General features: G+C 28.6%; 13 protein-coding genes, 1 tRNA gene and 1 rRNA gene. 13 read left to right on the plus strand and 2 right to left on the minus strand.

Annotated features, from left to right (window positions below):
• From rrf to BUA48_RS12020, 7 genes are all read left to right on the plus strand, one after another.
• Positions 1-99 (plus strand): 5S ribosomal RNA (rrf, locus tag BUA48_RS11990); the annotation flags it as partial.
• Between the two features lie 6 nt (positions 100-105).
• Positions 106-181 (plus strand) — tRNA-Gly (locus BUA48_RS11995).
• Between the two features lie 450 nt (positions 182-631).
• Positions 632-1,516, plus strand: coding sequence for a phosphate ABC transporter substrate-binding protein (locus BUA48_RS12000; RefSeq protein WP_072832309.1), 885 nt, complete (start codon positions 632-634; stop codon positions 1,514-1,516).
• 348 nt (positions 1,517-1,864) lie between these two features.
• Positions 1,865-2,740 carry a phosphate ABC transporter permease subunit PstC gene (pstC, locus tag BUA48_RS12005; RefSeq protein ID WP_072832310.1) on the plus strand — a complete coding sequence of 292 codons (876 nt, stop codon included), beginning with the start codon at positions 1,865-1,867 and terminating at the stop codon, positions 2,738-2,740.
• Positions 2,741-2,759: 19 nt separating this feature from the next.
• Positions 2,760-3,614, plus strand: coding sequence for a phosphate ABC transporter permease PstA (gene pstA / locus BUA48_RS12010; RefSeq protein ID WP_072832311.1), 855 nt, complete (start codon positions 2,760-2,762; stop codon positions 3,612-3,614).
• A gap of 641 nt (positions 3,615-4,255) precedes the next feature.
• On the plus strand, positions 4,256-5,008 hold the full coding sequence (gene pstB / locus BUA48_RS12015) for a phosphate ABC transporter ATP-binding protein PstB (RefSeq protein ID WP_072832312.1): 753 nt from the start codon (positions 4,256-4,258) through the stop codon (positions 5,006-5,008).
• Between the two features lie 95 nt (positions 5,009-5,103).
• Entirely contained in the window at positions 5,104-6,141 is a 1,038-nt protein-coding gene (locus BUA48_RS12020; protein WP_072832313.1) for a hypothetical protein, read from the plus strand.
• A gap of 356 nt (positions 6,142-6,497) precedes the next feature.
• Here BUA48_RS12020 and BUA48_RS12025 read toward each other — a convergent pair whose 3' ends face one another.
• On the minus strand, positions 6,498-8,426 hold the full coding sequence (locus BUA48_RS12025) for an ABC-F family ATP-binding cassette domain-containing protein (RefSeq protein ID WP_072832314.1): 1,929 nt from the start codon (positions 8,424-8,426) through the stop codon (positions 6,498-6,500).
• A 1,219-nt stretch (positions 8,427-9,645) separates the two neighbouring features.
• On the opposite strand from BUA48_RS12025, the gene BUA48_RS12030 reads away from it, so the two are divergent.
• The 6 genes from BUA48_RS12030 (at position 9,646) to BUA48_RS12055 (ending at position 19,772) form a co-directional block, all read left to right on the plus strand.
• Positions 9,646-10,257, plus strand: coding sequence for a 3'-5' exonuclease (locus BUA48_RS12030; protein ID WP_072832315.1), 612 nt, complete (start codon positions 9,646-9,648; stop codon positions 10,255-10,257).
• A gap of 181 nt (positions 10,258-10,438) precedes the next feature.
• Positions 10,439-12,733: a type IA DNA topoisomerase gene (locus BUA48_RS12035; RefSeq protein ID WP_072832316.1), complete on the plus strand. Its 2,295-nt coding sequence runs from the start codon at positions 10,439-10,441 to the stop codon at positions 12,731-12,733.
• 383 nt (positions 12,734-13,116) lie between these two features.
• Positions 13,117-14,613, plus strand: coding sequence for a leucyl aminopeptidase (locus tag BUA48_RS12040; RefSeq protein ID WP_072832317.1), 1,497 nt, complete (start codon positions 13,117-13,119; stop codon positions 14,611-14,613).
• A gap of 139 nt (positions 14,614-14,752) precedes the next feature.
• Positions 14,753-16,144, plus strand: a complete 1,392-nt coding sequence (gene pepV, locus BUA48_RS12045; RefSeq protein ID WP_072832318.1) for a dipeptidase PepV — start codon at positions 14,753-14,755, stop codon at positions 16,142-16,144.
• Between the two features lie 318 nt (positions 16,145-16,462).
• Complete coding sequence (locus BUA48_RS12050) at positions 16,463-17,554, plus strand: mandelate racemase/muconate lactonizing enzyme family protein (RefSeq protein WP_072832319.1); 1,092 nt, start codon at positions 16,463-16,465, stop codon at positions 17,552-17,554.
• An 82-nt stretch (positions 17,555-17,636) separates the two neighbouring features.
• Positions 17,637-19,772 (plus strand): HelD family protein, encoded by a 2,136-nt coding sequence (locus tag BUA48_RS12055; RefSeq protein WP_072832320.1) that lies wholly within the window; start codon positions 17,637-17,639, stop codon positions 19,770-19,772.
• Positions 19,773-19,978: 206 nt separating this feature from the next.
• On the opposite strand, the gene BUA48_RS12060 is transcribed toward BUA48_RS12055, so the two are convergent.
• The gene (locus tag BUA48_RS12060; protein WP_072832321.1) at positions 19,979-20,395 is read right to left on the minus strand and encodes a DUF3794 domain-containing protein; all 417 of its coding nucleotides are present in this window, start codon (positions 20,393-20,395) and stop codon (positions 19,979-19,981) included.
• Positions 20,396-20,578: the final 183 nt, after the last annotated feature.

A 20,578-nucleotide genomic window follows, 5' to 3' on the forward strand; every position in this document is an offset into this window, starting at 1 on the left:
AAGGTAACACCCCTTCCCATTCCGAACAGGCAGGTTAAGCTTTACAGCGCTGATGGTACTGCAGGGGAAGCCCTGTGGGAGAGTAAGACATCGCCGGGTAAGCTTGCGGGAATAGCTCAGCTGATAGAGCGCCACCTTGCCAAGGTGGAAGTCGCGGGTTTGAGTCCCGTTTCCCGCTCCAAAGATTATCTAGTCTTAGATAATCTTTTTTATTTTTTTGCAAAGCTTATGATTTATAAGTCTTATTTATGAGTTTTATTCGTAAGTTTAAAGATAGTATAAAAGATACATATTGTAATTAATATAGAAGTTCTTATAGTACTATAAATCACTACTTATTTATAGCTTTCAATAATATCCTTTCAAGAAGATTGTTTTCATTAATATTACATTTTATAGTTCTATAATTTAACTTATAGGGATATTATAGATTACATAATTTTATAAAAACCTTAATTGTATTATAAATTCTGATAATAAACTATTTAAGTATTGAAAAAATCTATTAGAAATACAGTGAATATTGTGATAATCTTGTATAGGCATTATAAAATAATGTCGTAAATTACTAAATATGCTTAATATTTAAATCACGGTTAAAAGTTGAGATTCAATATTGGGGGAGAAATTAATGAAAAAAATATTATCAATGGTAACAGCAGCTATATTATCTACTGCACTTTTAGCAGGATGTGGTACAAGCTCAGCTGAAAGCCTAAAAGAAACTATAACTTTTGCAGGAGCATCTACAATAGCTCCTATTATAGATACAACTTCAGCTAAATTCAAAGAACAATATCCAACTTGGAAAGATGTGGACAAGTCTTTTGAAAATAAAGAAGTATCTGTAGTAGTTAATGCTGGTGGTTCTGGAGAAGGTATAAAAGGAATTGTAGATGGAGTAGCTGACTTTGGATTAGTTTCAAGAGAAGTAACTTCAGATGAAAAAACTAAAATAAAAGATTATAAAGAATATAATTTAGGTGTTGATGCGTTAACTATTTCAGTTAATCCTAAAAACCCTATCTTATCAATAAAGAATGACTTAACAACTGAAGAAATTAAAAAGATTTTCTCAGGAGAATATAAGTTTTGGGATGAAGTAGATAAGAGTTTACCACACAATGAGATAATAGTTGTAACTAGAGACTTAGCTGGTGGTGCACATAAAGTATTCCAAGAAAAAGTAATGGGAAAAGATGAAGTTAAAGCAGACGTTATTCAAGCACCTTCTATGGGAGCTTTAGTTGAAAAAATTATTCAAAATGAGAATGCTATTGGTTACGCGTCTTTTGGTGTTGTAAATCAAAATGAAGGTAAAATAAAACCTTTAAAAGTTGATGGAGTAGAACCTACTAAAGATAATATTTTATCTGGTTCTTATAAAATCGCTCGTCCATTATTAGTTATTAATGATGGTGAACCAACTAAGCAAGAAAAGTACTTTATAGATTATTTAACTTCTGATAAAGGAAAAGCTATAGTTGAAGAATTAGGATTTTTGCCAGCAAAATAATTCTCATTAAATTAAATAGTAACATAAAGTAAAAATAAATTGTTATTTATATAGTTTTCAATAAAAGGTTTTTAAAGAATTTAGCATTAACTTTTATTATTAAATATATTGTTAGATAAATTCTAAATGTAAAAATTAATTGAAACTTATATAGTTAAATTAATAAGTATATTATTAGGCTATTAATCTACTATTTTTAAAATAGTAAGAGAGATAGCCTTTTTTGAAGTTAAATTATTAGTATATATGTTAACTTATATTAGTAGGAATTTAACTATTATTATGATAGTGGTCATATAAGAATTATAATAATAGATTGTTTTATAAATTAAATAAGGAGGGATTTAGGTGAAAAAGAGAAAACAAAGAAAGAATGAAGAATTATTTAAGGCTATCATTTCATTTAATACATTTTTAGCTACTATAACTTTATGTTTTGTAATATTTTTTATATTAAAAGAAAGTATTCCTATTTTTAAAGCTGTATCGGTAAAGGATTTTATTACGGGAACTAAATGGAATCCCCTTAGTAATAGAGCAGATTTTTCTATATTACCAGCGATTTTAGGATCACTATACACTTCATTTATTGCAATTTTGATTTCTGTTCCTTTAGGAATTGGTGCAGCGATTTTCATATGTTTTTATACAAGTGAAAGATTTAGAGAAGCTATTAAATCCATAGTTCAGATAATAATGGGAGTACCTTCAGTAATTTTTGGGTTTATAGGTCTTATGGTTTTGGTTAGCTTCTTTGAAAAGAATTTAAATATGGCTGCAGGAGAATGTGTGCTAGCAGGAGGAATAGTACTTGGAATAATGACTATACCTTGTGTTATTTCTACAGTGGTAGAAACAATGGACAAGGTGCGAGAGGGGTACTCTATATCTTCAACTGTATTAGGCGTATCAAAATCCTATATGATTAAGAATTTAGTTTTACCTGTAAGTAAACATGGTATTTTTTCAGGAATAATTCTTGCATTTAGTAGAGCTATAGGTGAGACTATGGCTGTTATGCTTGTTATAGGTAATTCGGCTATACTTCCGAAATTATTTGGACGTGCTCAAACAATACCCGCTTTAATAGCTTTAGAAATGGGTTCTGCTGAGATTGGAAGTATGCATTATCATGCATTATTTGCATCAGGATTGGTGTTACTAGTTATTTTATTAATAATTAATTTAATTTTTTATTATTTTAAAAGTAAATGGGATTATTAATTTGGAGGTGACTTAAATATTGAGTAAAAAGAAAAAAAATAGTTTTATAACTTTATGGAGTTTTATCTCTTTAGTAATAGTTATTTCTATAATTTTATTTGTTTTTTCATTTATCTTTATAAAGGGTTTTAGGGTTATAAACTTGAACTTTTTAACTAAGAGACCTTCTGGATTTCCTCCAGGAAGTGAGGGGGGGATATATCCTGCTATAATGGGTACTTTGTATCTTGTATTAATATCAGGAGTAGTTGCATCCATATTAGCAATATCTACATCTATATATTGTAGATTTTACTGTACTAGTAAGAGATATAAAGCAATTATATCATTATGTATTCAATGTATTGCAGGAATACCTTCTATTGTATTAGGACTCTTTGGATATTCATTTTTAGTATTAAACTTGAATTTAGGAAAGAGCTTGTTATCGGCTGGGATAACCTTAGGGATTATGATATTTCCTTACATAGAGATACGAATTGAAAAGTTGTTTAATGAAATTCCTAAGGATATGATTGAGGCATCTTATTCTTTAGGTGTAAGTAAATCCTATACAATTTTGAAGATAGTCATTCCTCATAGCTTCAGAGATATAGTATCATCAATTACTATGGCTTGTGGATTCGCAATGGGAGCAACTTCACCAATAATATTAACGGGAGCAGTATTATCAGCACCAATGCCTAAGAGTATTTTATCACCTTTCATGGCGCTTCCATCCCATTTGTATATGCTACTTGGTGAAGGTATATCTGTAGAAAATGCTTATGGGACAACTCTTGTATTATTGGCTATGGTTTTAGTACTTAATATTATATCCTTGGTATTAACTATAGGGAAAAGGTCTGAAGATATAAATATAGAGGAGAGGTAAGAGAGAAGATAAGACTATAGGGATAGAGAAGCAAGGGCAAGGGAGAAGGTAAGCCTATAAGTGTAGAGAAAAGCAAGGGCAAGAGAGAAGATAAGCTTATAAGGGTAGAGAAGCAAGAGCAAGAGAGAAGGTAAGACTATAGGGATAGAGAAGCAAGGGCAAGAGAGAAGATAGGCTTATAAGGGTAGAGAAGCAAGGGCAAGAGAGAAGATAAGACTATAGGGATAGAGAAGCAAGGGCAAGAGAGAAGATAAGCTTATAAGGATAGATAAGCAAGAGAAAGAGGGAAGATAAGCTTATAGATAAGGAAAGAGAAGTAAGAGAGTAGATAGATTTATAAATGTAGAGAAAGAAAAGTAAGGAAATAGAGAAATTTATAAATAGAAGTAATTCATAAGAGATAATTAAAATATTGATGAAAATATATATAGAAAAGTAAGAATACAGCGATTTAAAAGGTGAAAAATAAAAAAGCTTAAGTGAAAGAGTAAAGATAAAATTAAAATGTAAATTATAATTTTGGAGTAGGTTTTAAGGGTAAGTAATTGATGCTATAAACTATATATAAATTTAAATATTAAAAAATGGAGGGTTTAATGAAGGGTATATTTTAGGATGTACTAATTCATTAAAAATGATAGATGGATAATATATTGAATGTGGAAAATTTAAGGGTTAAGTTGGGGAAAAAAGAGGTATTAAAGGGTATTTCTTTGAATATAAAGCCTAATAGTATAGTTGCTATTATTGGACCTTCTGGCTGTGGAAAGTCTACGTTTTTAAAGTGTATTAATGGAATTTTGAATGATAATGTAGAAGCAAAAATAGAGGGGAAAATAGAGTTTCAAGGTAAGGATATAAAGGATTATGATTCTATAGATGACGTAAGAAAAAATATAGGTATGGTATTTCAAAATCCTACGCCTTTTCCAATGAGTATTTATAAGAATATAACTTATGCTATGAAATATTATGGAGAGAATAAAAAAGAAATTTTAGATAAAGTAGTAGAGGAAAAATTAAGAGTTGTAGGTTTATATGAAGAGGTTAGTAAGGAGTTGAATAAGTCAGCTTTAAAGCTTTCAGGTGGACAACAGCAAAGATTATGCATAGCTAGAGCCTTAGCAATAGAGCCTAAAATACTATTGCTTGATGAGCCTTGTTCAGCTTTAGATATAAAGAGTACTATGATAATAGAGGACATGTTAAAAGAGTTATCTAAAGAGTACACCATAATTATAGTTACTCATAACTTAAATCAAGCTAAAAGAATATCAGATAATACAGTGTTTATGCTAGATGGAAATATAGTAGAAGATGATAAAACAGAAAAGATATTTACAGAGCCAAAGGATGATAGAACAAGGGATTATATTAGTGGAATATATGGATAAAACGAAGAATATATATATTTATATTTAAACTTAATATATAATAGTTATAAAAGAAAATTTAGACTAAAGGTATATATATGTTAAGGAGTGGGGAGATGAAGGACGTAGCTAAGTTTAAAAAGGTTACTTTGTCTTATTCTGTTAAGAAAAAGGAAGTAGCTAAGGAGGCTCTTAAAGAGTTTTACGGAAGCGTATTACAAATTGTTTTTGGGCCAGCTTTATTAATTTTAGGGGTAGTATTAAATTTATTTGTAGATTCAGTTAGTAGGTCATTTGGAAATTTTATAGTGTTATTAGGGGTTATTTACATAGTATTACCTATAATTATATTATTATTTAATCTTAGAAAAGTTAAAGACTCAGAAGTAAAAATGGTTTTACATGAGGATAAAATAGTGAGCTTTGATGACAATAATAAGTATGAATTATATTACGGGTTATTGCAGGATGTTAAGTTAGATGATAAGTATATAACCATAGTACCTATAGCAGTGCCTAAAGGAAAACTAAAGGATATATTAATTCCAAGATATAAGATTATAACAAATAATGAAGAGGAATTTGTATCAGTATTAAAGGAAAAGATTGATGAAAAGTTAAGTGAAAGAGCAAAGATAGTTTGTGATTACGATATTTCTAGTGATACTAGAATGAGAACTATTTTAAAATATTCAGCTAGTAAAGATGAAATATTTAATGTTATGAAAAGTGAATATTACGGAAATAAAAAGAATGTGTATTATGCAATTTCATTAATTGTATTATCTTTTATAGTATTTATTCAGATGCAACTTTTAGCGGTTATATTCTTTGCTTTAGCAGCTTTTTATATAGCGCAACCTTATATAGTTTTCAAGAGAAAGCTTAGAGGGGTGGAAAATGTAAATCTTCAATTTGATTTATGTAAAGAGAAGAGAATAGGTGTTTATGGAGAAAATATAAATAAAGAAATGCCATTAAGTTTTATAAAAGTAATAAGTGATGAAGCTGATTTCTTGAAGATTCTAATTGATATCAAGGATGGTGGAATATATTATATTCCAAAAGCTAATATTACTGAGGGGAATGTTGAAGAATTTACAAGTAAGGTAACTAAGATAAAAAAAGAAGGTAAAAGAAAACATAGATTATAAGATGAGTTTTAAATTTATGTTTAATTTATGAAAAGTTTTGAGTTCACATAAAAAAATATGTGTTTAGTAATTTGTATAAATGTATATTTGTGTGAAAATATATTTGTAATATAAGTATGTGAAAATATATTTATATTATAAGGTAGAAATATTTAATATAGAAATAATATAAAATAAGTAGAGCTGTGATAATAAAAAATATTTATTATCACAGCTCTTTTATAATGTATCATGTATTTTATAAATAAATATATATTTAGCTATCTTTATAATTAGCCTTACTTAATAATAAAAATCAGATCTAAATATTAAGAAGACATTTATTGAAATATACATTTTCTTATAAAGTAAGGTCATTAAAGTCCTTTATTAGCTTTAATTTCTTCATCTAAATTACTTAGATATTCGAAACGCTCCATTTTTTCTAAAAGTTCAAGTTCTATTTCGTCCTTTTTCTCAAGAAGCTCTTGTAGCAGCTGGAAATTTGTTGAGGCTGCTGCAATATCTGAATCTATTTTTTCAAGATCATTTTCTAGGGCTTCTATTACACCTTCTATTTGTTCAAACTCTAATTTTTCCTTATAAGAGAATTTTAATTGCTTAGAGTTTTCTTTTTTAGCTGGAGCTTTATTTTCCTTTGGTGCAGATTTAGAGGCAGTTTTAGAATCAGTTGCTTCTTCAGAACTTTGAGATTTTTTAAATTCACAGAAGTCTGAATAATTTCCTGTATGCTCTAGAACCTTTCCATTACCTTCAAAGGAGAATATTCTTTCAGCTATTTTATCAAGGAAGTATCTATCGTGTGATACTGCAATTACTATACCATTAAAGTCTTCGATATAGTCTTCTAAAATAGTAAGAGTTTCTATATCTAAATCATTAGTAGGCTCATCTAGAAGTAATACATTTGGGGAAGCCATTAGGACCTTTAATAAAAATAGTCTTCTTTTTTCTCCACCAGATAATTTATTTATAGGAGTCCACTGAGCTTGTGGTGGAAATAAAAATCTTTCTAGCATTTGAGAAGCAGAAATTTTACTTCCATCAGCAGTTTCTATGAATTCAGCAACCTCACGAATATATTCAATAACTCGTAATTCTTCATTCATTTCACAACTATCCTGTGAGAAATATCCTACTTTAACGGTTTCACCTATTATAATTTCTCCAGAGTCTAGGGTAAGTTTACCAGTTATTAAATTCATTAAAGTAGATTTACCCATTCCGTTAGCACCGATTATACCAATTCTATCATCCTTAGAAAGTGTATAAGAAAAGTTTTCAATTAAGTTTCTATTTCCTAAGGATTTACTGATATTATTAATTTCTATTATTTTGCTACCTAATCGACTATGTGCAGTAGAGATTTCAACTTTCCCAATAGAATCTAAAGGGTTATCATTATTTAGTTGTTCAAATCTGTCTATTCTAGCTTTTTGTTTAGTAGTTCTAGCCTTAGCACCACGTTTTATCCAAGCTAATTCACGGCGAAGAAGGTTTTGTCTTTTTTCTTCACTAGCAGCTTCTATTTGTTCTCTTTCGATTTTTTTATCTAAGAATATACTATAGTTACCAGTGTAGCTAAATAATCTTCCTCTATCTAATTCAATGATTCTATTTGTAACTCTATCTAAGAAATATCTATCGTGAGTTATCATTAATAAAGCACCTTTTCTAGAGTTAAGATAAGTTTCTAGCCAAGTTATACTTTCATTATCCATATGGTTAGTAGGCTCATCTAAAATCAATAAATCACAGGGAGCAATAAGAGCTGTAGCAAGAGCAACTCTCTTCTTTTGACCTCCTGAAAGATTTTTAATTTTTTCATTAAAATTCATAATTCCTAATTTAGTTAAGATGGTTTTAGCAGCGCTTTCTAGACTCCAAGCATCTAATTTATCCATGGAATCACTTAATTTAATGAGTTCTTCATTATATTCAAGATTAGTAGGATATTTCTCTAAGTTATTCATAATAGTTTCATATTTTCTTAGAGTCTTCATTATAGGATTATCACCTTTGAAAATTTGCTCTATAACTGTAATTTCATCATGGAAAATAGGATTTTGAGGTAAATACTCTATTGTAACTCCATTCCCCTTTATGATACTTCCTTGATCTAAGGATTCTATTCCAGCAAGAACTTTTAAAAGTGTAGATTTACCAGTTCCATTAACTCCAATAACACCTATTTTATCCCCTTCATTAATACCAAGCGAGATTTTATCAAAAAGAATTTTTTCGCTGTAGCTTTTACTTATATTTTCAGCAGATAGTAAATTCATTTTTATGTTCCTTTCTATAATTAAATTAATCATAATTTCTTTTATTAAAACTAAAAATATTTTTTAATTTTCTTTGATAATAAAATATGAGTTTATTCTCAAAGAAGCTTTATTAATAATTATAGCTTAAAAATGTTAGAAATGTATATAAAACTCTATATTAATAAGTTTAAAAGTAATATGAGATTTTAAAAAAATATAAAAATGGATATAAAATCGCTAAACTTTGAGTAAATCTTAAAATATAGTATAATAAAATATAGAAAAGATATTTTTATGAAGTACTTATAAAAAGTAAGAACGCCTATGAATTTAAATTTATAATTTCATAGACGTTCTATGGGTTAAGGTGTTTCTAAAATTCTCGTTTTCAAAATTAGTAGTGTTTGCTTATGGTTATCTAAGCTTAACCATTTGGAGGTAAGTCAACGTCTTCCTTTTCATATGGTCTTTCCAAGATGTAATTTTCAAAAATTGTACCCATAACAACCTCACCTCTTTCTTAAAGAGAATTTAGTTACACTATTATTATGGGAAAAATGAAAAATAATATTCTAGGTAATTTGTAGACTATATGGTTTATTTTTCATAACATTTAGGGATACTTACAAATGTAATATATTTTAATAAAAATATTTATAATATTTAAGGTCGCCCTTTATTAGTAAATAAGCATATATAAACTTATAAAGGGAGGAAATTAATTAAAACTTATAAATAACATTAATTAAATTTTATTTATCTTTGGAGTCTTATAGTTAAATAATAATATTTAGTTGAATTATAAGATTAAACTAAGATATTATAGTAAAGCTTTAATATTGCAAAGCATATATGAGATTTTATATTGTTACTTTGAAAATTAATGATAAAATATATGAAGAGAAAGATTTATGACCATAGATAAAAGATAAGAGAGAAAAAAGGTTAAAAGGATTTAAAGGATAGATAAGAAGTAAGAAAGAAAATATGCAAAAGGTTTAAAAGCATAGAAAAGAACTAATAAGGAAAAGAAAATTAGAAAATTTAAAGCATAGAGAAAAAGTAAGATAAAAAGTTAAGATTTATATAAGGATTATAAATGTTAAGTGAGATAGAGACTAAGTAAGTAAGTAAGTAAGTAAGTAAGTAAGTAAGTAGAAAAAATAATAAAATATAGGATGTTTAAAAAGATAAAAATTTTAAAATAGATAGTTAGAATGTGGAGGATTTAAGGTTTATGAAGAGTGTATTTTTAGATACGGAAACTACAGGATTAAGACCTGGTAATATAGTTCAGCTTACATATATTGTAGAGGAAGATAAGCAATTAGTTGGATTTAAGAATTACTTCTTTAAGGTAGAGCATGTAGAACCAGAGGCAGAAAGAGTACATGGATTTAGTAAGGAAAAACTAGAACTTTTATCTGAAGGCTTTGAGTTTGCAGATCTTGCAGAGGAAATACAAGAGGATTTTGAAGGTGCTACATTAATTGCACATAATATTAATTTTGATAAAAAATTTATAGAAGCTGAGTTTAGTAGAATTTTTCAATTAGATGGATCAGAAAAAGAATTTTGTACTATGAAATATTTTTCTAAAATCTTAAAAATTCCTGCAAGAAATGGTGTAGGATATAAAAATCCTAAATTAGAAGAAGTTGTAGATTTTTATGGAATAGATAGAAATAAAATATTAGAGAAGGCTAAACTTCTATTTGGATGCAGTGAAATAAGTTTTCATGATGCAAGATATGATACTGTAGCAATGTATATGTGTTGTTTAAAATCAAAGAACAGAACTCAGATAGACACTATATTTACAGATGAGCCTTTAGATATGTTTAACTAAACTTTTAGGAGAATTAATTAATCTCATACTGGAGTAGAGTTTAGTTATTTAATAAACTGCATTATGATTATATGCAGAAATTTAATTTTAATATATAAACAATAAACTTATTTTATATATGTAGGAGTGTTTCAAAAGTTGAGACATTCCTTTATGTTATTTTATAGAAAAGGATGATTAAATGGGAAAATCGTTATTTATAACAGAAAAACCTTCTGTAGCCAAGGACTTTGCAAAATTACTTAAGGTAAAAGGAAGAAATGGTGATGGATTTATAGAATCTGATAAAGCAATTTTTACTTGGTGTGTAGGTCACCTTGTTTCTATGAGTTATCCAGAGGCTTATGATGAGTCTTTAAAGAAATGGACATTAGATACTCTACCATTTTTACCAAAGGAGTATAAGTACGAGGTAATACCTTCTGTAGCTAAACAATTTAATATAGTAAAATCTTTACTTTTAAGAGAAGACATAGATTCTATATATGTATGTACGGACTCAGGGAGAGAAGGAGAATATATCTATAGACTTGTTGATCAAATGGTTGGAGTACAAGGAAAAAGTAAAAAGAGGGTTTGGATTGACTCGCAAACAGAAGAGGAAATTAAAAGAGGTATAAAGGAAGCTAAGGATTTAGAGTGTTATGATTCTTTATCAGAATCTGCATACCTTAGAGCAAAGGAAGATTATTTAGTTGGTATAAACTTTTCAAGGGTTTTAACTTTACTACATGGTCGTATAGTAAGTAATATATTAAATGAAAAATCTGTTGTAATAGCAGTTGGACGAGTAATGTCCTGTGTTCTAGGTATGATAGTTGAGAGAGAAAGAGAAATACAAAACTTTAATAAGACAGTGTTTTTTAAGGTTTTAGGAGATTTTAAGTTAGATGAGGATAAGGTTTTTCAAGGGCAATGGAAGGCTGTAGAAAGCTCTAAATACTTTGAATCACCTAAATTATATAATGAAACTGGATTTAATAAAAGAGAATACGCAGAGGAGCTAATAAGGTTTTTAATAGAAAATCAAGAGGAACCTAAGGCTGTAGTAGAAGATGTAAGTAGAAAAACAGAAAAAAAATCTGCCCCACTTTTATTTAACTTAGCAGAGCTTCAAAATGAATGTTCTAAAAGATTTAAAATAAATCCAGATCAGACCTTAGCTAATATACAAGGATTATACGAGAAGAAAATGCTGACTTATCCAAGAACAGATGCTAGGGTATTATCAACTGCAGTTGCTAAGGAGATTAATAAAAATTTATTTAAGTTATCTAAATTTAGTAGTGATGAAGAATTGCAAGGATATGCTAAAAATATTTTAGATAATAAGTGGTACAGTGGCTTAGTTAAGAGTAAATATGTTAATGATAGCAAAATCACAGACCACTATGCCATCATTCCAACAGGGGAAGGCTTAGATAATTTTAATGGCTTAAAATCCTTAGAAAAGGAAATTTACCTTTTAGTTCTTAGAAGGTTTTTAGCAATATTCTATCCTCAGGCTAAATATAATACACTATCAATTACAGTTAATATAAAGGATGAAAAATTCTTTACTACAGAAAAGGTATGTGTAGAAAAGGGATATTTAGAAATTCTAAAACCAGATAAAAAGGATAAAGAAGAAAAGGAAAGTACATTCCTTAATAGTATAAAAAAAGGACAAATTTTAAATGTAAGTGACTTAACAATCAAGGAAGGTGAAACATCTCCACCTAAAAGATATACAACAGGTACTATTATATTAGCAATGGAGAATGCAGGTAAACTTATTGAGGACGAAGAGCTTAGAGAACATATAAAGGGTTCAGGTATTGGAACAAGTGCTACAAGAGCTGAAATATTAAAGAAATTAGATAATATAGAATATATACAAGTTAATAATAAAACTCAAATTATAACTCCAAGTTTAAAGGGAGAAATAATTTATGAAGTTTTAAATAACTCAATATCAGGACTTTTAAATCCAAAGCTTACTGCAAGTTGGGAAAAAGGCTTAAAACTTGTAGTAGATAAGGAAATAGAAGGAATTGAGTTTATGAATAAACTTGAAAAATACATAAGCCAAAATGTTGCTAAAGCAGAAGAAAAAAATAATTTTTCTATACCAGATATAGTGAGTAATATTACTGAAAGTAGCAGAGTTGAATTAAATAAAATAAATAATAAGATTCAGAAAAAAATTAAAGGTAATAAAGAAAAAGAAAACTTAGAAAGCATAGGGGTATGTCCTATATGCAAATCTGGAGAAATTATTTGCTATGAAAAGGGCTATGGATGTACTAATTGGAGAGTAGGGTGCAAATTCTTCGTAGGAAAGGTAGCTGGTAAAGTTATAGAAAGACAGCAAGTAGAAAAATTAATTAAAGAAGGATGCACTGATAAGATAAGTGGATTTAAATCTAAAAAAGGCAATGAATTTGAGGCTAAAATAATAATAAAAGATAAAGAGATAAAATTAGATTTTAATTAAAAGTTTGAATATATATCTTATATACTTTGCAATATTAAATCTACATCATCGTAATTTATTGCATATTAATTTTTTTATCCTATAAAATTATGAATGAAGTTTATTTAATGCAATATATATGGTAATAGTATGAATATAAGTATTTAGCTAAAAAATATAATTACTAAAATAAACATAATATATGGTGAAATTTTAAAAATAAATAAGAGAGGTCTTGGTAATTTAAGAGTTGCCAAGACCTCTCTTATTTATGAAAAATTATGAGAAATTATGCATAATTGAATAATTATGATAAAATCCTAAAATTTTTAGTGAAAAAAAGTAACTTTTACTTTATAATTATTTATAAAGTATCAAAATTCAGAAAATTTGGGGGTATCACAATGAAAATTAATCTTATGGATGATGCATTTAAAGGTAGCAATGCATTATTAGTTGGGGTATTTGAAGAGTGTAACTGTGTAGGTTGTTGCGATAAAGCTCAAGGGCTTTTAACACAATTAAAAGAAAGTGGTAGATTCAATGGAAACTACGGGGAAATATACACAGTTAATGGTGTTGGAGAACAACCAAGAGAAGTAATTTTATTAGGCTTAGGTAAAGAAAAAGATTTAAACATTACTAAAGTTCAAAATCTTTTTGGAAAAGCATTTAAGAAGGCACAAGAATTAAAACTTAAGGCTTTAGATATAGCTTCATTTAAGGTTGAAGGATTATGTACATTTAGAATTTTAAAAGCTATGGTTGAAGGTGTTATGTTAGCTAATTATAGCTTTGATACTTACAAAGCTGAAAAAAGCAAATGTACTGTAGAAGAAATAAATATAGATCCAAGTGGATTAGAACTTGATAATGAAAAAGCAGAAAAGGCTTTAAAAGAAGGAATGACTTTAGCAATAAACACAATGTTAGCTAGAGACCTTGTAAATGAGCCATCTAACGTTTTAACTCCTACTGAATTATCAGAAAGAGCTAAAGCTCAAGGGGAAAAATGTGGCTTTGAAGTTGAAGTTTTCGATAAAGAAAAAATAACTGAATTAGGCATGAGAGCATTTTTAGCTGTAGGACAGGCTTCGTATAATGAACCTAAATTTATAGTTATGAGATATGTAGGTGACCCAGGAAACAGAGATGAGATAGTTGGATTTGTAGGTAAAGGATTAACTTTTGATAGTGGTGGATATTCATTAAAACCATCTGCTGGAATGCAAGATATGAAATCTGACATGGCAGGTGCAGCAGCAGTTATAGGTGCAATGTCTTCTATAGCTGAAATGAAATTACAAGTTAACGTTACTGCAGTTGTAGCATCTTGTGAAAATTTAATTTCTGGTGGTGGTTACAAGCCAGGAGATATTATAAAATCTATGGCTGGAAAGACAATAGAAGTTGCAAATACAGACTGTGAAGGAAGATTAACATTAGTAGATGCAATTCACTATATTATAAGCAAAGAAAAGGTAACAAAGGTTCTTGATATAGCTACATTAACAGGAGCTGTTTTAAGTGCTTTAGGAAAAATAACTACTGGAGTATTAGCTAATGACGATGAATTTTATGGTGTTTTAGAATCAGCAGCTAAAAAATCAGGAGAAAAAATTTGGAGATTACCAATCTTTGAAGAATATAAAGAATGTAATCATTCAGATGTTGCAGATTTACACAACCAAGGTGTTGGTGGTGCAGGAACAATTACAGCAGGATTATTCCTAGGTGAATTTGTAGGAAATACACCATGGCTTCACTTAGATATAGCAGGAACAGGATGGGCTAATTCTACAGCTGAATGTCAAAGCAAAGGTGGAACAGGAGTAGGTGTTAGAACACTTTACTATATAGCAAGAAACTTATCACAAAAAAGCTGTGAGACATGTAAATAATTAATTAGGAAACCAACCCATTGCTAGAATTGAGTTTTTAGTAATGGGTTTTATTTCGACAGCTTATATTTATTGATTTTTAATTCCAAAAACAGTATACTCAAGTTATAAAATGAAAAAATAGGAAGGGGAGAGCTAAATGGATATGAATAATATTATCGATTCTCTAAGAGAGGATATCATAAAATCAACTTGTGAAATAGTTAAAATAAAGAGTCTTCTTGATACACCAAAGGAAGGAATGCCTTTTGGTGAAGGAGTAGCTAAGTCACTTGACTATGCAATTAAATTATCAGAGGAATTAGGCTTTAAAGCTGTAAATCTAGATGGATATGTAGCTTATGCAGAGTATGGAGAAGGGGAAGACTATGTTGCTGCCTTAGGACATTTAGATATAGTACCAGAAGGTGATGGATGGAAATACCCACCATATGCAGCAGAAATACACGACGGTAAGATATGGGGTAGAGGAACTACAGATGATAAGGGACCTACTATTGCGGCTTTATATGGCTTAAAAGCTATGAAAGAAGCTGGCCTTAAACCTTCAAAGAAAATAAGAATAATTTTTGGAGCTAGTGAAGAAACTGGCGGACCAGATTTAGAATATTACTTATCAAAGGAAAAACCACCAGTAGCAGCATTTACACCAGATGCTAACTATCCAATAATAAATGGAGAAAAGGGATTAACATCTTTCCATTTAGTAAAAGACTTTAGTAAAAAGTGCTGCTGTGATTATAGAATAAAATCTATTAAAGGTGGTAGTGCAGGAAACATGGTTCCAGATTATTGTGAAGCAATAATTGAAACTAATAAAGCAGAAGTAATAAAAGAAAAATTAAATAAATTTATAGAAGATACAAAATTTGAAATGTCTATGGAAGAAGCAGATAATAAAGTAACAATAAAATCTGTTGGTTTCTCAGCACATGGAAGTACTCCACAGTTAGGAAAGAATGCAATTATGCAATTAATGGCTTTCTTAGGAGAATTAGATTTAGGTTGCTGTGAAATAAAATCATACATTGACTTTATGAATGAGCATATAGGATTTGATTGTTATGGAGAAAAATTCGGTATTTTCTTAGAAGATGAAGTTTCAGGAAAACTTTCTTTTAACTTTGGTAAAATAGATTTAAATGAAGAAAAAGCAGTAGCTACTTTAAATTTAAGATACCCAGTAACATTTAAGTTAGAAGATATGATGACTCCATTTAATAAAACAATAGAAGGAACTGGATTCAGAGTTGAAAACTTTGGTGGACAAGAGCCATTATACTTTGCTCCAGAGCATCCATTAATTAAAACATTACAAAAGGTTTATACTGAACAAACAGGAGAAGAAGCAACTTTAGTTTCAATAGGTGGAGGAACTTATGCTAAGGAAATGCCTAATACAGTTGCTTTTGGACCAATGTTCCCAGGAGATCCTGATGTTGTTCACCAACCAAATGAGTACATTGAAGTAGAAAAACTTATAAAAAATGCTAAGATCTATGGTCATGCATTATATGAGTTAGCAAAATAATAATTAATTTCTTAAGCTTAGGTATTTAAGATTATTTCTATAGAATATATAGAATACTTTAGCGAGTTTAGAGTAATAAATTCTCTAAAGATAGAATTAAAAATAAGTTTAGCATATTAAAATAAAATTTAATATAGCTAGGCTTATTTTTATTGTTTTAAGAATAAAAATAAATTAACTTGAAATGTAAATCTACTTATATATAATAGTATCTATACATATATTTAATAGTTAGCATTTTAAATGAGATTTTTGCTATTTTTATCTGTAATATATTTATAAAAAATATAAAGTTATATACTTTGGGAGATAATAGAAATGGAGATAGTAGATATTAAAATAGGGGAAATAGACTTACCTTTGAGCAAATCATACACTAGGGGTTGTATAGTGGTTAAGGAATCAGAGGAGATTGTAGTAAAGGTTTTTACAGAGTGTGGAGAGGTTGGAGTAGGAAGTGCTGTTGCAACACCTAATATAACAGGTGAGACAAAGGAAAGCATAATTGGAGCTATAAGATATTTAAGACCTTTAATAATAGGACAAAAGGTTGAAAATATAGAAGGAATCATGAAAATAGTAAATAAGGCTCTTATGTTTAATAATAGTGCAAAGGCAGCAATAGATATGGCACTTTATGATTTAATGGGAAAAAGTTTTGGAGTACCATTATACAAGCTATTAGGTGGACATCAAAATAGTATATCAACGAGTATAACTATTAATTTTGCTAGCACAGAAGAAATGGTAAGCAATGCATTAGAAGCAATTATGAAGGGCTATAGTAGTTTGAAATTAAAGGTTGGATACGATGCTGCTACAGATATTGCTAGAATAACTGCTATAAGAAAAGCAATTAGAAAGGGCATAAATTTAAGAATTGATGCTAATCAAGGTTGGAGACCAAAGGAAGCTGTAAAGATTATTAGAACTTTAGAGGATCTTGGTCTTGATATTGAGTTTATAGAGCAACCAGTAAAGGCTTGGGATGTAGAAGGACTTCAATATGTAACTGATCATGTAGCTACAGAGATACTTGCAGATGAATCAGTTTTAGGTCCACCAAGTGCTTTTAAGGTAATCAAAAGTAATGTAGCAGACTTAATAAGTATAAAACTTATGAAATCTGGTGGACTTCATAATGCTATAAAAATATATGATATGGCAGATACTACAGATATTAGAACTATGATGGGATGTATGTTAGAAAGTAAAATAGGAATTACTGCTGCAGCTTCTTTAGCTGTTGCAAAGATAAATATGATCCAAAGTGACTTAGACACTATGTTTACTTATAATAGTGATCATATTATTGGAGGAGCCAATATATCTGGAGATACTATAACTTTACCTGAAAAACCAGGACTAGGTATTGAAGAGGTACTTGGGTTTAAAGAGATTAAAGGATAATTTTGACTTTAAAATTTTATTGGCTTATTATATACTTACTCATAGGAAATGTTTTAGGAAATAAAGTAAAGAAGGTGGAACTTTGGAAAATTTAGAATTTGAAAAAGAATTTCAAGAAAAGCTTGAATTTGAAGTAGAGAAGGAAAAGCTAAAAGAAGTAATTGATATAATAGCTAAAGAAATTTTGAGTTTAGTAGAAAAGAGAAAAGAGTTCACACAATATATTCTTGATTACAGAAAGAAATTCATAGAAGAATATAAGGATGATGAAGATAGATTAATAGAATTCTTTGACCATGAGAGATATGTAAAAGAAGATGCTTATAAAAGTATAGATAGAAAATTAAAAGAGCTTACAATTTTAAAACCTACACCTTACTTTGGAAGGGTTGAGTTTTCAGAAGAAGACTATGGAATAGAAAGAATGTATATAGGAAGATTTGGAGTTGTTCCAGAGGATTCCTTAGACCCAGTTGTAATAGACTGGAGAGCTCCTATAGCTTCATTATTTTATGAAGGCAAACTAGGAGATGTTTCATATAAAGCTCCAGCTGGTGAGGTTGCAGTAAATCTTTTAAATAAAAGACAGTATATCATAAAAAATGAAGAGTTAAAGGGTATGTTTAACTCAGAGGTTGATATAAAAGACGATATACTACAAATGGTTTTAAGTAAAAATGCTGGTGACAAATTAAAAGATATTATAATGACTATCCAAAAGGAACAGGATGATATAATAAGAGATGGTCAATATAAAGTTGTAGTTGTAGATGGAGTAGCAGGTAGTGGAAAAACTACTATAGCTCTTCATAGAGTTGCATATTTACTATATAACCATAGAAAACAATTAGAAGATAAGGTTTTAATTGTTGGACCTAACAAGATATTTATGGAATATATATCAAGTGTTTTACCTACCCTAGGTGAAACAGGAGTTAAGCAAAGTACTTACAAGGAATTAGGTGAGTACATCATAGATGAAGATGTTATGTCTTATAAGGATTATATGGAAGCTATTTTAAATGGTGATGAAGAATTAATAAAGGATATAAGATATAAGACATCTGATTTATTTATAGAAGACTTGGATAAACTTATAAGCAACTTAGAGAAGGGTTACTTTACTTTAGAGGATGTTGTATTTAGAGGGAAATTAGTTGTAGATACTAAGGAACTTAGCGATTTATTTAATGTTCACTATAAGAATATGCCTTTATTTAGAAGAAGCCAAAAGGTTAAGAGAATAATATATTCAAAATTAAAAGATAGAAGAGATGAGCTTGTAAGAGAAATAAATATTAACTTTGAAAAAGAAAAAGATAGTATAGATCCAAGTGAATTAGACCTTCAAATTACAGATTTAGAGTTCAGAAGAAGAAATGATATTAGAGACGTAATTAGTGAATTAATTAGAATAAAAAAATCTTTAACTTTTATAGATAACTCAAGTATAATTGATATATATAATAAATTTAATGAAGATAAAATACTTATGTTAGATGACTTAGCACCTATAATATACTTAAAGGTTAAGTTAGAAGGATATAAGTTAGATGAAGAAGTAAAGCATTTAGTTGTAGACGAGGCTCAAGATCTTTGCAAACTTCAATTAATTGTTTTAAGAGAGATAACAAAGTGTAACTCTATGACCATATTAGGTGATAGAAATCAAAGAATGTTACCAACTGAAGGAGAAATAGCCTTCACTGAGCTTAAGGATATATATCCTGGAACTGAGGTTTCTAACTATGCTCTTAAAACAAGTTATAGAAGTACAAAGGAAATTATGGAATATGCTAATAGTCTTTTAAAAGAAGAAGAGATTATTCCATTAGTTAGAAATGGAGAGCCTGTAGTTGAAAAAGTGGTTTCTTCAGAGGAAACATTAAAGGATTGCTTATTTGATAAGTTAATGAGATTTAGAGAAAAAGGCTATGAAAGCATAGGGATAATAGGAAAAAATCTTGAAGAGTGTAGAAAAATACACGATATGCTTAAGGAGAATATAAACATAAGACTTTTAGAAAATGAAAATATTATTTATAAAAGTGGAATGGTGGTTATTCCTTCTTATTATGCTAAGGGATTAGAATTTGATGCTGTTATAGCAATTGATAAAGATAAGAATGAGAAAGATATACAAGAAGAAAGAAAATTAAGATATGTAATGGCTACAAGAGCTTTACATGAGTTATGTGTATATAAGGTGAATTCTTAAATTTAATTTTAAGATATAAGTGGAGTATAAATTAAATTTTATAAGCACTTATATAAAGAAAAATATAGTTTCTTAATTTATAAAAAATGAGCTGTTGCATGAAAGATTTTTAAATATCATGTGGCAGTTCTTTTTTATATCCATACTTTAAATAAGCACATAATATTACTTTATAATCTTTAAGACAACAGCTTCATTCTATTTATTTAATTTATAAAACTAGGAAGTAACAAGTGAGTAGATATATAAATAGAGTTACTATTTAAAACCTCAGCATGAACTTCATTAATTGTAGCCTTAGGCGAATCATATAACTCAGAAAAATTCTCACACTCTATTTCCTTCTTAAATGGAGTGAAAAAAAGTACAGATTCAGTTAAATTTAAATAATTTTTAGTTTCGTATAGAACTTTGAACTCCAAGGTACCAGATAAAAGTACAGTTTTACCCTTAGAATCTATAGGTTGTAAATTATATAAGTGTACTTTAGGTATTAATTTTAAAATTTTTTTAATAGGATAGTTACGACAAGGTAGCATAAATATTTCATGAACATGAAGATTTATATTAGGATTAACATCGAAAAAGTCACATTCATTTAAGTAATTTAAATAAGGTTCCATAACATTGCTCCTTTAAAAAATTTCTATTAAGTTTTAGATTCTTATTACTATAAGGTCGAAGAAATTATTGTCAAAATACAAATACCTAAATTAATATTAAAATTTAAGAGATATTTTTAAAAAATCTAAAATACAATATAAAGGTGAAGGAAAAAACTTCACCTTTACATAGTATCTCTTAAA

This window comes from Clostridium collagenovorans DSM 3089 (genome assembly GCF_900130005.1).
Classification (GTDB): domain Bacteria; phylum Bacillota; class Clostridia; order Clostridiales; family Clostridiaceae; genus Clostridium_D; species Clostridium_D collagenovorans.

Coding starts and splice junctions, on each gene's coding strand:
- BUA48_RS12050 (WP_072832319.1), top strand. CDS start 16,463: ATGGAGATAGTAGATATTAAAATAGGGGAAATAGACTTACCTTTGAGC.
- pepV (WP_072832318.1), top strand. CDS start 14,753: ATGGATATGAATAATATTATCGATTCTCTAAGAGAGGATATCATAAAA.
- BUA48_RS12025 (WP_072832314.1), bottom strand. CDS start 8,426: ATGAATTTACTATCTGCTGAAAATATAAGTAAAAGCTACAGCGAAAAA.
- BUA48_RS12060 (WP_072832321.1), bottom strand. CDS start 20,395: ATGGAACCTTATTTAAATTACTTAAATGAATGTGACTTTTTCGATGTT.
- pstB (WP_072832312.1), top strand. CDS start 4,256: ATGGATAATATATTGAATGTGGAAAATTTAAGGGTTAAGTTGGGGAAA.
- BUA48_RS12000 (WP_072832309.1), top strand. CDS start 632: ATGAAAAAAATATTATCAATGGTAACAGCAGCTATATTATCTACTGCA.
- BUA48_RS12030 (WP_072832315.1), top strand. CDS start 9,646: ATGAAGAGTGTATTTTTAGATACGGAAACTACAGGATTAAGACCTGGT.
- BUA48_RS12040 (WP_072832317.1), top strand. CDS start 13,117: ATGAAAATTAATCTTATGGATGATGCATTTAAAGGTAGCAATGCATTA.
- BUA48_RS12020 (WP_072832313.1), top strand. CDS start 5,104: ATGAAGGACGTAGCTAAGTTTAAAAAGGTTACTTTGTCTTATTCTGTT.
- BUA48_RS12035 (WP_072832316.1), top strand. CDS start 10,439: ATGGGAAAATCGTTATTTATAACAGAAAAACCTTCTGTAGCCAAGGAC.